This window comes from Chitinophaga sp. 22308 (assembly GCF_052045305.1).
Classification (GTDB): domain Bacteria; phylum Bacteroidota; class Bacteroidia; order Chitinophagales; family Chitinophagaceae; genus Chitinophaga; species Chitinophaga varians_A.
Genome location: NZ_JBQEOP010000002.1, coordinates 1,164,622 through 1,178,278 on the forward strand (window position 1 = coordinate 1,164,622; position 13,657 = coordinate 1,178,278).

At 47.1% G+C, this 13,657-nt stretch carries 14 protein-coding genes; 3 read left to right on the top strand and 11 right to left on the bottom strand.

What is annotated here, in order from left to right; translation table 11 throughout:
- Positions 1–18: 18 nt before the first annotated feature.
- The 8 genes from ACTJJS_RS11565 to ACTJJS_RS11600 all read right to left on the bottom strand — a co-directional run bounded on the left by ACTJJS_RS11565 (position 19) and on the right by ACTJJS_RS11600 (position 3,743).
- The gene (locus ACTJJS_RS11565) at positions 19–312 is read right to left on the bottom strand and encodes a hypothetical protein (protein WP_440663808.1); all 294 of its coding nucleotides are present in this window, start codon (positions 310–312) and stop codon (positions 19–21) included.
- A 57-nt stretch (positions 313–369) separates the two neighbouring features.
- Positions 370–1,167: a DUF3560 domain-containing protein gene (locus ACTJJS_RS11570; RefSeq protein ID WP_168873168.1), complete on the bottom strand. Its 798-nt coding sequence runs from the start codon at positions 1,165–1,167 to the stop codon at positions 370–372.
- Positions 1,168–1,246: 79 nt separating this feature from the next.
- Positions 1,247–1,558 carry a J domain-containing protein gene (locus tag ACTJJS_RS11575; protein WP_440663810.1) on the bottom strand — a complete coding sequence of 104 codons (312 nt, stop codon included), beginning with the start codon at positions 1,556–1,558 and terminating at the stop codon, positions 1,247–1,249.
- A gap of 268 nt (positions 1,559–1,826) precedes the next feature.
- Entirely contained in the window at positions 1,827–2,198 is a 372-nt protein-coding gene (locus ACTJJS_RS11580) for a hypothetical protein (protein WP_168873170.1), read from the bottom strand.
- A 51-nt stretch (positions 2,199–2,249) separates the two neighbouring features.
- Positions 2,250–2,684 (bottom strand): DUF6908 domain-containing protein, encoded by a 435-nt coding sequence (locus tag ACTJJS_RS11585; protein ID WP_168873171.1) that lies wholly within the window; start codon positions 2,682–2,684, stop codon positions 2,250–2,252.
- 64 nt (positions 2,685–2,748) lie between these two features.
- A complete protein-coding gene (locus ACTJJS_RS11590; protein ID WP_440663811.1) occupies positions 2,749–3,225 on the bottom strand; it encodes a hypothetical protein in 477 nt (158 codons plus the stop codon).
- A gap of 11 nt (positions 3,226–3,236) precedes the next feature.
- On the bottom strand, positions 3,237–3,440 hold the full coding sequence (locus tag ACTJJS_RS11595) for a hypothetical protein (RefSeq protein ID WP_168873173.1): 204 nt from the start codon (positions 3,438–3,440) through the stop codon (positions 3,237–3,239).
- 54 nt (positions 3,441–3,494) lie between these two features.
- Positions 3,495–3,743 (bottom strand): hypothetical protein, encoded by a 249-nt coding sequence (locus ACTJJS_RS11600; protein ID WP_168873174.1) that lies wholly within the window; start codon positions 3,741–3,743, stop codon positions 3,495–3,497.
- A gap of 651 nt (positions 3,744–4,394) precedes the next feature.
- Between ACTJJS_RS11600 and ACTJJS_RS11605 the strand changes: the two genes are divergently transcribed.
- From ACTJJS_RS11605 to ACTJJS_RS11615, 3 genes are all read left to right on the top strand, one after another.
- Positions 4,395–5,399 (top strand): helix-turn-helix domain-containing protein, encoded by a 1,005-nt coding sequence (locus ACTJJS_RS11605; RefSeq protein WP_440663813.1) that lies wholly within the window; start codon positions 4,395–4,397, stop codon positions 5,397–5,399.
- 233 nt (positions 5,400–5,632) lie between these two features.
- The gene (locus ACTJJS_RS11610; RefSeq protein ID WP_440663814.1) at positions 5,633–6,112 is read left to right on the top strand and encodes a MauE/DoxX family redox-associated membrane protein; all 480 of its coding nucleotides are present in this window, start codon (positions 5,633–5,635) and stop codon (positions 6,110–6,112) included.
- 60 nt (positions 6,113–6,172) lie between these two features.
- Positions 6,173–6,541, top strand: a complete 369-nt coding sequence (locus tag ACTJJS_RS11615) for a hypothetical protein (protein ID WP_168873177.1) — start codon at positions 6,173–6,175, stop codon at positions 6,539–6,541.
- Positions 6,542–6,730: 189 nt separating this feature from the next.
- On the opposite strand, the gene ACTJJS_RS11620 is transcribed toward ACTJJS_RS11615, so the two are convergent.
- From ACTJJS_RS11620 to ACTJJS_RS11630, 3 genes are all read right to left on the bottom strand, one after another.
- Positions 6,731–8,278, bottom strand: coding sequence for an IS1182 family transposase (locus tag ACTJJS_RS11620; RefSeq protein WP_325528956.1), 1,548 nt, complete (start codon positions 8,276–8,278; stop codon positions 6,731–6,733).
- A 141-nt stretch (positions 8,279–8,419) separates the two neighbouring features.
- Complete coding sequence (locus tag ACTJJS_RS11625; protein WP_325528957.1) at positions 8,420–10,111, bottom strand: SusD/RagB family nutrient-binding outer membrane lipoprotein; 1,692 nt, start codon at positions 10,109–10,111, stop codon at positions 8,420–8,422.
- Positions 10,112–10,145: 34 nt separating this feature from the next.
- Positions 10,146–13,577, bottom strand: a complete 3,432-nt coding sequence (locus tag ACTJJS_RS11630; RefSeq protein ID WP_295867846.1) for a SusC/RagA family TonB-linked outer membrane protein — start codon at positions 13,575–13,577, stop codon at positions 10,146–10,148.
- Positions 13,578–13,657: the final 80 nt, after the last annotated feature.

Genomic DNA, 13,657 nt, shown 5'->3' on the forward strand with positions numbered 1-13,657 from the left:
GCGGCAGCTTCTTTTGGATCATGTTCTATTTTTTTTCCACATATCAAATAGATCCTTTTCTGCATCTTTGGGATCGAAGAAAATTGGGTTCATGGTTGATGTAGGAACTTCGTAAACTATTTTTCCGTCCCATTTGGTTTCAAAGAAAAAGTAACCATCAAGGTATGTATGAAAAGCTAAAACATCACCGTCTTCATTCAGGTTTTCTGCATATGGGTATTTATCCGGATCTGAAAGTGCCTCCTGCATAGTTACTCGTCTCGCAGACCGGCAGAAAACCTTATAAGCGTTTTTCCTTTTAGGTATTGACATATGGTTTTTTTTAAGTGGGAAAATGGCGGCGCCGGATGGGGCGCCGCTGATTACTAGTTACTGTGCGCCGTCTCCTGTTTCATAAAGGCCAGCTACCATATAGGCGTGATCTACGGCGCTTCTACTGATAAACTGTTGCCAGGCGTTGCCCTCGGAACGGGAGAAGCGGAAACCCCTGCTACGCAAACGGTTTATAATATCTTCATTCGGCTTGTTCGGAAAGAAAAGCTGTACCCGGTTTGCCTCTGTATTTATTACTACACGAACGCCATTTATCGTTTTTTCAGCGGTTATAAGCTGTTCCAAACGTTCTAGTTGGGCAATGCGTTGTTTTACCCTACGGATATTGGCGTTGTTGTTTCGGAGGGTGTAATCTGCGAAGCCAGTACGCTTTAAATAGTCAGGCGTTGTAATCTCCAGCCAGATTTTTTCTGTGGCGTGGGGAAGGTTCATAAATGCCGCTTTGTTACGGGATTTGACGCATTTATTAGCTGCTTTCATAAATGCTTGGGTACTTTCCAATACTGCAAGTTTGTCCTTTAGTTTGGCGATTGCCTGCGGATCGTCTGATGAAATAGAATCATTCGCCTCTATTGTGGCAGCCTTGTTTTCATAGTACCTGGCCTTGTCACTGGCTGCAATGGATTTTCCATGTGTAGTGTGAATTTTCTCCCGGTATCTCCGATCCCTCTTTTCAGAATGATGCCCTACCAGTATTGGCTGGCCCATAGGAATATAAGAGGCCATATCCATAGCCTTGTTATACAGGTTATCAGATTCCTTTTTCAATTTAGCCGCCTGCTCGTTTGCGTAGTCAATGCGGTTCTGTCGGCGTTCTTCATAATTGTGTTTCATAATGATGTGTTTTAATGGCCTGCCCTCCATGTCCACGGAAGGCAGACCGGTTAAGGAAAAAAGTGTCTCTGAGGAAATTCTATGAAAGAAGTGTGTAGGCTGCTATGATCTTTTTGCTCATAGCCTCGGCCTCAGCAAGCCGGTGCTGGTTGGTATCAGGATGCCATTGCCGTATCAGTTGACGGAATGCCGTTTTTATTTCTGCTGCGGAAGCTGCCGGTGATATGCCTAGTATCTCATGCGGAGTTTGCACAGCTTCATTCATTAGTACGGTAGCATCTTCCTTGCTCATAGTCTGTTTGAACGCATCCCGCCAGCTCTGAGCATTGCCGTAGCCGCCTGCTGTATCGTATGTCTGGTAACCGTCGAGGAAGCCTTTTTTCTTTGCCATAGTCTAATGGTTTATTAGATTCACTTCATACGGTGTACAGTTTGCCGGTAGCCCGAGGGCGGAAAGGTGTTTGCAAGTCCGGTGCGTTCTCCAGCGCGGACAGGAACAGCCCCAATACCTGCCTTTTTTGTTCTGTGCGATAACATAGAGGCGATTGGATGTTTCGCTTTTTACGTTGAATCTGTGTTGCCATTGGTCATTATCAGGCAATACCATTTCAGGCCGTACAAATATTGTCGGTTGCATATCGTTTGTATTTAAGTATGATTTAAAAAATGAGCTGGTGAGCGAACTTGAATTTCTCGTTAGTGGTTTCGTGCTGGACGTACTGATCCAAACAGTGGCAGGTGTACAGTGCTATCATTCCATCGAAAAGCTGATCGGAAAACGCTTTCGGTGATTTTGCCAGTTTTTTTCCGTACTCTGAAATAATGCTGCTGGTTTCCGCAGCATAGCGCAACCAATGATCGGGGCCGATGATTGGGTTTTCTTTCCAGTCCTTACGGAGATCATCGGGCGCGGCGGTTATCCTGTCGGATAGTGCCTTTGTAAAATCGAGGAACGACGGCATTTCTTCGGGAAAAAGTTCACAGATTAATTTTGCTTTGTGAACATTGTACATTTGATTAAGTGCGGGCATGTGATTAAATTTTAGAGTGAGAGAATAAGCGCGGATTGCTCCGCGCTGGTGTTATTTCAAAAAGCCTTGTTGCTGGATATTCTTTAGCCATTGGTTTGCAAAAAGGCAGTGCTGATGTTGGTAGCCTGGCCAGAATGCTACAACTGTATTATTTTCTATTTCGATGCTTTCCTCATATAGTGGAAAGCTGTCCTGTTGGAACATCTGGGGGCAGACGTGAAGGTTTTTAAAGTCTGTTGGTTCCTTCCGGCAATCAACGACGAGAAAACACATTTCGGGGTCACGCATCAGGTCGCCGTTCATTTCGTAGTAGTGGCAAAGGCTGTAGATAGTGCCTTCTCCTGCGGCAGTAGTTATGAACCTGTTTAACACTTCCACCGTCAAAGGCATGAAGCCGGAGGATTCGAGTTTTACGTGCGATTGAGTTCCCAATTTTTCCAAGATTTGGCTAAATATTTCGGTAGCCTGTTGACTGATCTTTTTCATGAGATAAATTTTTTGAGTGAAAAGAAAAGATGAGCGGAGCGGCGGTTGTGCCGCCCCGGTATAATCATGCTTCGGTAAGTTCTTTTTTGGATTTGCCGTGTACAGTCTGCGAGCCGTATTTGGCGCGGATTTGTTCGAGGGGTGCGCCGTTGCCGCGCACTTTAAAGGCTTCATTTCTGTAGAACCATGCTACCTTTTTGGAAGCGAATATGAAGCGGGCATCTTTCAAGGTTTCCTTGACTGGTTTGGTATCACCGGTAACCCATATCCAGTTGCCGACCAGCTCAATAGTGATGCCGGGCAGATGAATGATTTTTTCAATCACTGCGCGGTATTCTTCGGACAGTTTTAACTCTTGGTCTACCTGTTCATCGGTGAGGCCGGAACCCTTCGCAATGAAGGCACAGGCAAAAGCATATTCTTTATTGATCTCCTGCATAGTGGCAGTATCTCCGCCCATGTCGGGATGATGTTCTTTTGCCAGCTCGCGGTAAAGTGTCTTAACTTCTTCTATGGTTTTGCAACTATTGAAATATTTCATGACTGATATTTTTAAAAGTTGAAAAGGGAATAGTTTGCAGCGGGTGCGGGTTTACTGTTGCGGGTGCTGTGTTTAGCGCGCAGGTAGCCTACGGCTACATCGTCATTTTTAAAGATTACCCACGCAGACAGCAGGGCCGTAGAACGGTTGGTACAGCGGCGGCGCTGTATTTCCCATGACATGCGCATCAGGCGGCTAAGTGTTGTTGTTTTCATCGATAAAAAGTTTATAGTGAGGAAGGAAGCCGGGGGCTTTCCCCGGCGGTGGTTCTACTGATTGGGATTTTTCAACAAGTCGTTTAACTTCTGTTTTACCGCTCTTGCTGTCTCGCCGTGCCATGAGTGTGCATTGGCGAGAAAGTAACAAACAATGCTGCGGGCGCTGTCTTCAAAAAAGTGATCGTTGATGCTGTCCAATGTTTCCAGTGCGGACAGGTAGGGTTTAGCGGTATAGTGTACGTTCTTCCAATCTGCGCGGATGATCTTCGCGATTTCTGATAAGTTGTTGGGAATTTGCATAACGAAAAAGTTTTGAGTTAAACATTGCGGCTTACTGTGTGCGCCGCTTTCTTCTTTTTCGCACGCAAAGCGTATTAGTGTTTTCAGGAAAGAAAAGAACTGCCTGCCAGAAAAAAATACTACCCGAGGCCCGTAACAATAAAAGCCATCGAGGGTGGAGATTTTTTTCCAGGGCTGTTCTTTTTGCATCCTGAAAACAGTACATCTATTGGAGTATTGTTGTAATTGTGTAACAATCGTGTGTACGTAGACGTTATTAACAAGTGGTATGTAATCGTGATTGGAAAAATGCTGTGAGTAATGGCGCTGGTGAATAGGAAAGCAGGACGTACAAGAGTGCGACGCAACGGATGCTATATTGATGTTCTTACGCCGACTACCCAAATACCCTAACTATTACCGGTAGAATGATGTAAATAGAAATGTTTACAGGCTTTGGGCTGATTTCTCCTGTAATTCAATCTGCTACTAGATAAATATGTAAATAAAGTAGACGAAGCCTATATGCTGAAATGGTTGGAGTTTAGTAAATTTATATAGGGGCAGCTCAACCGGACAATACCCCGTATTCAATAACCATTTTAAATTAATACGGAAAGATGCCAGCAACTTAATAGTAGGTAACCCATTAATCATTTAAACCCACCCTATATGTTTACCTTGTCCGAACGAACGAACGGAGTGGTTAGCTTTATGCCAAACAGTCCTTACGCTTTACCACAGTCCCACATTCCCGGAAGTCTAGCTTTCCAGTCTACTAACAATTTTGGCGATTTTTTTTATCAGGAAGTACAGCAGGAACATTTCACTATCTGGCGAAGTACCTACCAGCCTTACGAGGATGTATCGCTGCGTGTGCGGCGGGATCAGCGATGGCTGGGTTTTCGGCTAATGCTGAAGAAGCACATAGCGCATGTGTTCCTGGGCAAGCCTATTGGAATTATGCAGGGCCAGATGCACTTTGCCTATTCTCCTTTAACAGATGTTGAATTGCACCTAAAGGGGAACGAGGTATATGAGGTAGTGGATATGCAGGTATCGCCAGCTTTGTTCAGTCAGCTAAAACAACGCGGGCGCACGTTTGAGAATTTTGCAGCACAGATAGGATCAGATCGGCCCGTGTGGATTGCGGACAGGCCGGCGTGGAGTAGTTATACAGTGTTAGAAGCAATGGAAGACCTGCTGAAAGATCCCACAAGAGAAGTTGTAGCGAAGCACATTTTACAAGAGGTAGTCAATACACTTATCAAAAACAAGGAGCATGATAAGAAGATAGCTTTTGACCAGGTGGAGAACTTATATCTCGTCCGGGAGATGATCCGGAAAAGATACCCGGAGGCTATGACGTTGAAACAATGGGCGAAAGATACACGCATGAACACCACGGATTTTAAGTACAAGTTTCGGCAGGTGTTCGGTATTACGCCGTATCGCTACCTGATGTACGAACGTGTGAAAGCAGCGAAGCACATCATGCTGTCCAATCCACAATTACCGCTTAGTGAGGTGGCGAGACAATGCGGATTCCGTACATACAATAATTTGCGGCGTGCTTTCTTTCCGATGGAGAAAATAAAGCTGTCTGCATGGCGTGATAAAAATATCGGAATGGCTTTTCAATTATTGGTAGAGCTGATGTTGTTCGATTGGATGTAAAAAATACAATGTGTCAAAAAAGCAGTTTTTTACATCAAAAAGGAAATTTCAATTTTCCGATATTGTTAGCAATGTGGCGGCTTCCTACCTTTAGTACAGATTTAGCAGACACAATAGAAATCCTGAAGACCGCAGTTTAGCCAAAGGACAGTAACTCTAACTTACCAACAACAGAATGGAGCGTATAGTAATAAGGATAACCCTTATAGGGAATTGTATTGCCTATCATAACTATGAATTTCCATAAAACATATCGCTCATACATATCCGCAGATAGCCGTTGGCACATAGTGGCAGAGGTAGCGGCAGGTTTGCTCATATGCCTTTTCCTATTTACTGGACTTGATAAATTGTATAATTATTATCAGTTCAAAGATGCGTTGGGTAAGTCTCCCCTGTTGGTAGACATAGCGAATGTGCTGGCATGGTCACTCCCTGTAACGGAAATCATGATAGCCGTGGCGCTGTTCATTCCCGTAACACGTAAGGTCGGTTTTAAGGCGACCATCATAGTAATGTTGGTATTTATCGTTTACCTGAGCTATATGATGGCCTTTGCGCCGAAGCTGCCCTGTATGTGTGCGGGCTTGCTGGAATCTTTGTCGTGGAAGTCGCACATCGTGTTCAATTTTTTGATGATCGTTCTGGCGATACTTGGAATAGTGGCCAGCGGTAAACGATCCAGTACAGGTAGCCGAGCGCCTCCTGCATGAAGGGGTAATTTGTCCGGTATTCATCGTAAACAATTTTGATAACAACAAAAATTTCATGTCATGAAAAAGTATTTGTTCGGCATACTTGCCGCTGTGGTCGCATTTACTGGTTTTGCATTCAAGGAAGCCAAAAGCTCAAAGCGTGCTGATATGTACGTGTTCGAGTTCCGGAGCAGCCAGCCTTACACTCAAGCCAATGTGCAGAACCCCTCAAACGCTTATTGGGAGTACAAAGGCAAAAACCTGAGCGGCTGCGCTAATATCAATCAGAAGGCCTGCCGCGTGCTGGTGAGTGCCGATTATGTGGATGACCCCAACAGTCCTACAGAGCTGGCTGGAGTTTCCATCTCCGCTACCCAAAGTGGGACTACAGCTCACGTGACCGGAATATCCGGCAGCGGAAATCTGTATTCTAATCAAGCGGACTGATCTGTAGTTACGCAGGATAAAAAGAGGGTGTCTCAAAAGTATGAGGCGCCCTTTTTTCGTTTTATAGGCCTGTGTGGCGTGCAATAGTAATGGTTGATGGCGTGCAATAGCTAGGAAGTAGATTTTTTTTATAGATGTTTTATGGGGAGAGGGGAGTTTATAAAATAATGAACTGGGAGGCTTGCCTATTCAGGCTGTTTTCTTTCTGAGGTTATGTGCCAGCGCCAATAATCCTGTTTCTATTGCCACTTTCTCGATTCCCCGCAACATAAAGCGTTTAAAGGCGTGGTTGTGTTTGATGCTGGCGAAGACTGGCTCAACATCATAGCATCGCTGCTTTCTTTTCTGTATACCTCTAGTAGTATTTAACCGCTTGTCTGCCTGCTGTTTTAGGCGTCTCAAGTTGTGGTTGACCTCTATTATTCGGTTGCCTTTCTGGTCATGGCACAGCTTACGTAATGGGCATCTCCTGCAGTTTTCAGCCTGGTATTTTGTGATCGTTTGTTGGTAGCCGTTTTTAGTGACCTTCTTGAACTTCCCGATCTTTTTCATGGGTTTGCCACTGGGACAGATAAACTGTTTTTTCTTTTCGTCATACACCAGGTTGTCTGTTATATAAGGCTTCTTTTTTTTCCAGTTCTTGCGCTGCTTGCGGTCGAACTGCTGGTGCTTTACAAAAGCTGTGATGCGTTTGCCTTCCAGCCATTGATAGTTCTGTTCGGAACCATAGCCAGCATCAGTTGTAAGTGTATTGGGCTTTTGTTTGAAAGAGCGGATGTGTTGTCCCACGTGATCGATCAGTGTATTGGTATCAGTGGAGCTTTGATGGATAGAGTAAGAGGCAATGTATTGATTGTTGGTACTGATCTGCACATTGTATGCAGGCTTGAGTTGGCCATTGCGCATGTGGTCTTCCTTCATACGCATAAAGGTGGCATCCCGATCAGTTTTGCTAAAGCTGCTGCGTTGCTCTCCCAGGATCTTTTCCTGGGCCTCATACCTGTCCAGCGCTTCAGGCCAGTTCTTCTTGGCATAGGCTAACTTCTGCCGAACCTTTGCATCTATCTTTTTATCCTTCAGGGCAGTATTGATCGACTCGACGGTCTGTTGCACTTTCTCTGCTTCGATCTTCTTAAAACCCGAAGGATCGGTGTCATTATCTAACTCTGCTGCAGCTACTGATTGGGCATATTGCCAGAGTTCATTGAGCTGTGTCCTGATCTTCTCACGGCTGCTCTTGATGGCTTTGCCCCATACAAAAGTATAGCGGTTGGCATTGGCCTCGATCTTGGTGCCATCGGTGTAGAGATCCTTGATACTCAGTAAGCCTTCTTCGCATAACAATAAAACAACCTGCGTAAAAATAGGCTGCAGCGTCTTCTGTAATCGTTGTCCCCGGAACCGATTGATGGTATTGTGATCTGGCTTGCTCATGCCTGCCAGCCACATGTAAAATATGTTCTGACCTATAGCTTCTTCGATCTTACGGCTGCTGTAGACATTGTTGATGTAAGCGTACACCAGCACCTTTAATAGCATGCGGGGATGATAGCTACTGGTCCCACCGGGTTTGTATTGATGCAGCAAAGCCGTTATATCTATCTTGTCAAGTACCTCGTTGACCACCCGGACAGGGTGATCGGCAGCGATCAGGTCGTTGAGATCAGGGGGTAATAACATCCCCTGGTTCTGGTGGTTGGCCTTAAAGACAACCTTTAGTGTTTTTCCTCTTGCCATACTTATATAACAACAAAAATTGTCAAAAAGACCAATTCTGACACACTTTAGTTATACAGTCAAAATGTGCATAAAACCACCCGAAAAACTGAAAATAAAAAAAGGGTGCCTCAATTACTTTTGAGACACCCTTTTTTTAGTTTACTGTCCTTTTCCGAAACCGGGAGCAGCTTTATCATACCAGACCCGCTGTGAACTGAGGGTTGGCAAGTCCTGCGCATTGGGTGTGAATCCCTGCTGCTGCATGGCGGCCGACCAGTTGGCCCTGTTCACTTCTCCGGGATCTATCAGCCAGAAACGGCGTGGGATCAACTCGTTGAATGGTTCCCTGCCGTAGTAGGCCGAACCGGTTTTAGGATACCCCGTACGTCTGCAAAATACATATGCTTCATTGGGTTGCCGGTACATGCCCAGGAATTGCTGGATGTAAATTTTTTCCAGGTTGTTTACGCCGTTGAATTTCACCAACGGGTTAGCCAGGTAGTTGTTGATCTCTGTTGTCCCATCGCCGGAATAAGCGGTGGTGGAACCTGCGGCTGCTGCTATGGCATTCATGGTCTGTATCGAGGAGGTTACTCCTTTTTTGTACCAGTCTTCCGCGCTGCCTTTGGTATTTACGCCGCCGGCGTAACCTTTCTGGATGAACTCCGCTATATAAAAGCAGGTTTCCGCATAGGTAACGGCAACGTCCATGAACTTACCGGTTGCCTGGTTGAGTTGAGGCGAGAAAAACCTGCGGTTAATGGGAGAGATCAGGGAGTATTTTGTGAACTGGCTTACCGGTAGCGGGTTCCCGATATAGGATGCCACATCGGGATTGGTGGTCCAGTCGGCGGGTCCTCCCTGGTACATGATCAGCGGATCGTTCGGATCAATGAATGAAGGAAGGGATACCTGATATTTGGCCAGTGAATCTTTATAACTCCCCACCAGGTCATTTTTTTCGAAGTATACCGGTAACCGGGGATCATTGGTTTTCTTCAGGAAACTCATAATAGAAGTGGTGGCGTACCTGCGGCTGCGGTAATCAATATCTCCCCCGGTCCCGAATGGCACATAGGTGGCATTAACATATTTCACCTGCGAATCATTGTCGCTAATGGGGCCTATCGCGTCTTTCATCACTTCCTGGAAGATGGCCTGGCATTTTGCTTTGTCTGCATTCTCTAACCTGGCGGCTATACGAAGTTTAAGGGTATTGGCCAGTTTTACCCATTTTACCCAGTCGCTCTGGTAAAAAATGTCAGAGGGTCCGTAAACCATTTGTGCTACCGTTGAATTATCGGACAGTACTTTAATGGCCTCGTCGAGCTGCCCCAGCCAGTTGGCAAAGAGGGCTGGCTGTTCATCATAAACGGGATTGTATTTCTGTTCGTACCGTCCTTTTACGGCCTCGCTAAAAGGAATAGAGCCATTCATGTCTGTTACCTTGATGCCATGTAGCACCATCAGGATGTTGGTAACTACCTTTATTTTCTGGTACTTTTCCTTGTCGGGCATAGCATCCACCTGCCGCCTGATCTCATTCAGGTTGGGTAGTATCTGCAGGTAGTAACTATTGTACCGGGTATTTACGTTGTTGGTAATTTCGTACGGGCTGGAAGTGACATGTTGTGTAAAGCGCATCAGCTGTTCCATGCTTTCCCATACCCACTCGGTGCCCTGGTAGGTAAAGATTTTGTCCTCCGAATAGCTGAGCAGGAATTTTACATCCGGTTTACTCACCAGGCTTGGGTCGGTGTTGATATCGCCAAAATTTTTGGAGCAGGAGCCGGCGCCCAGCAGGGCCAGTGCTATGTAAACCTTTATATATCGGTGTTTTATATTTTTCATGATCTTGTTTTTTGATGTAGCAATAAACCGTTCATCAGAACCCTACCCTGATAGTACCTGCGATCGAGCGGATCATCGGTAAAAATCCTTCTTCACCGGAATAAGCAGTGTTGTTAGAGTTGTTGGAAGCAGGGTTATAGTTGTAGGGGAGACTGTTGTAGAGGTACAACAGGTCGCGGCCTACAACAGCCACGCTCAGGTTATTGAGCATCAGTTTTTTGCAGATACTGGCCGGGAACTGGTACGCCAGCGATACCTGCCGCAATGATACCCAGGTGTTCTTTTTGACCCAGTAATCGGCTACACCTGTGGAGGAGGAACCATAGCGATAATAAAACTGCGGAGCATGCGTAGGCTCTACATATCCTTTTTCGTAGGCTTGTGCGTAGGACATGCCGCCTACGTCCACCTGTGTTCCGTCGGGCTGTGTGATTGTCTGGCCTTTCGGGAATACGCCATCGGGGATCAGGCCGTCGTCGTAGGTCTGGCCATCGTATTTGCTGGTCCAGGTGATACCGCCGGTTGCGGCATCCCTTCCTGCCAGGGTATTGGGGAATACGCCGGTGTGGGTACCGTAACGGTAGGTGAGGAGCACAAAATCGCCCCCTATTTTAGCATCCAGCAGTACATTCAGCGAAAAGCCTTTATAGCGGAAGGTATTGCCCCAGCCTGCCCTGAATTTGGCATTGATGTCGCCAACATCCTGCCAGGTATTGCTACGGGCCGGGAATGCGGCACGGGCATCAGAGCGCCAGGCCAGTACCGGTTTACCGTTGTTGGGGTCATCTACCGGGTTGCCATTGGCATCTTTGGCCTGGTAGGGGCTGGAATGAATCAGTGTGCGTAATACGCCATAGGACTTACCTACTACGGCCCAGGTGCTTATTTCGCCGATATTGGCGCCCAGGTCGTATTCTGTCCGGCCGGGGTATAAATCCTTGATAAGGTTGCGGTTGAAGGAGTAGTTAAGATTGGTGCTCCATTCAAAATTCTTTGTTTTAACCGGTGTTCCGTCGATCATCAGTTCAAGTCCCCTGTTCTGGATGTTACCTGCATTGATGATAATACCATCCTGTCCGCTTTCCGGAGGGGTGGCTACGTCGAGGATCTGGTCCCGGGTGTTATCCTGGTATACGGATAAATCAAAGCCGATCCTGTTTTGCAGGAAACGCATTTCGGCGCCTAATTCCTTGGCTATTTTCCGTTGTGGCCTCAGGTTAGGCTGTATGACCATCAGCTTGCCGGTGAGCGGGTCACGGTAGCGGCTATAGGTCGACATAGGGATATCGGTCCCATTGGACGATGTGAAGCCGTTGAAGGTGAATCCGGGGTTGATGGTGAACGGATCGGTATCGTTACCCAGTGCTGCAAGATTTCCTCTCAGCTTACCATAACTGATCCAGGAGGGCAGTTTGAATGTTTCGGAAAACAACCATGATAAGCTAACGGCCGGGTAGTTGTAAAAGAAGTTACCGCCGCCGTTGGTGTAGGCCAGCGCGGAGGACCAGTCGCCCCGGAAGGTGGCTTGCAGGAACAGCTGGTTTTTCCAGGCCAGATCGGCGCTGGCATAGAGGGAGTTAAAAGCTTTTTTGGTTTTAAGTCCACCTTTGGGTTCCATTTTTTGCGCGGAGTTACCCAGGAAAAACTGGCCGGGGTAGTTCAATCCGCCTACAGTTTCGCTGTAGTTAAAGGTCGTCTGGAAGCGCTGGGTTTCGCCGCCTATATAACCGCTCAGGTCCAGGTCTTTTGCAAGGGTTTTATTGATCATCAGCATCCATTTGAGGAAATAGCTTTCCTTGCTGGTATGTCCAAGTCCATAAAGACCACCTTTGAAATCGGGGCTTTGTCCCAGTTCCTTGTTTTCATTCTTTGTATACAGGTTATTGACGTTACCTTCCAGTAGCAGTTTAGCCCAGGGCGTTATGGTGGCGGTGAGGGCTATACGTCCGCGGATGGTTTGTTCATTCTGCAGGTATTCATTTTCAAATAAACTGAACCAGAAACGGGATTCCGGCGCTTTGTTGGGCTCATTAGGGTCCGCCGGATTGGGAGCGCCTCCGAATACACTGGTGTAATGGGCTTTCTGCATCCAGTATTTCGTATCATAGTTACGGGGAAGGATCCACGAAAACAGTTTCCCGAAGTTATAGGAAGCGAAAGCGTCGAGTCCGCCGAGCCGGGGCGGATTTTTACCTGCAAAGTCGGTGTAGTTGGCGCTGACATCGGCACTGAGGAACCTGTTGATGGTATGTGTGACCCGTACGTCGAAGCTGTTTTTTAACAGGCTGTTTTTAGCGACGATCCCCTGGCTTTGATCGCGGGTGTAGGACACCCTGAAGGTGGACCTGTCGTTACCTCCGTCCAGCGCAATATTGGTGGCGGAGCCGCGTCCGTTCTGGAATGCATCCATGAAGTTATCGGGCTGTGCTACATATTGAGTGGGGGTACCATCGTAATTCAGCACCTCCTGTCCGGCGAAACGGGGTCCCCAGTTTTCCAGTTCGCGTCCTACCTGCCTGTCAATATATGGTTTGCCGGTAGTGGGGTCTGTTGGGAATACCTTGGTCCTCCAGCGTTCGTTCGATTTATAATTAGGGTCGCGGTTGTCAGTAAAGAAATAACCTACGGTGCCGCCTCCGAATTCATTCTGGAAGTCCGGGCCGGCGTAGGGGCGGAAGGTGTTGAAGGTCTGGCTAACGTTAACCCCTATCCCTTTTCTTTCCCGTCCTTTTTTACTGGTGATGAGGATAACGCCGTTGATAGCCCTGGAGCCGTACAAAGCCGCGGCAGAAGAGCCTTTCAGCACGGTGACGGACTCAAAGTCTTCCATGTTGAGGTTTTTCAGATCGTTACCAAAATCGCGGCCCGTGCCGTTGAAGGTATTGTTTTCCACGATCACCCCATCTATCACAAATATGGGCTGGTTATTGGTGCCCAGCGTGGAGTTACCGCGGATCACAATTTTGGAGCTGCCGAAGAGCCCTCCGCCGCCCTGGTCAATCTGCACCCCGGCCACTTTGCCCTGCAGGGCATTTACCGGGTTTACCTCGTTGGTAACGGCGAGGTCGGCTCCTTTGATCTCAGTGGTGGCATACCCCAGGCTTTTTTTCGTCTTGGTGACCCCCAGCGCTGTTACGACCACCTCTCCGAGCTGTTTGTTATCCTCTGCAACAATGACATTCACAATACTCCGGTTGTTGATAGGCACCTCCTGTTTGAGAAAGCCAATGGCATTGAATATCAGGGTGCCGTTGCCGGGCGCGGTGATGATGTAGTTACCCTGGGCATCGGTTACGGCCCCGGTCTTGGAATCCTTCAGCATGATGGATACTCCGGGAATAGGTTCGCCCCGGACGGAGCTGACTTTTCCGATGATTTTGCTGGTTTGTGCCATGGCAGTGCTCCAGTAAAGTAACAGGTACAATACGATGGCCCCGGATCTGTAGGGGTGTGAACATGTCCACATACGTTTGATTTTGATGGTTGATGTTAAAAAATAACAAGTGTAATGATTTGCGTGCTATTGATTTGCTGTGTTCATAAGGG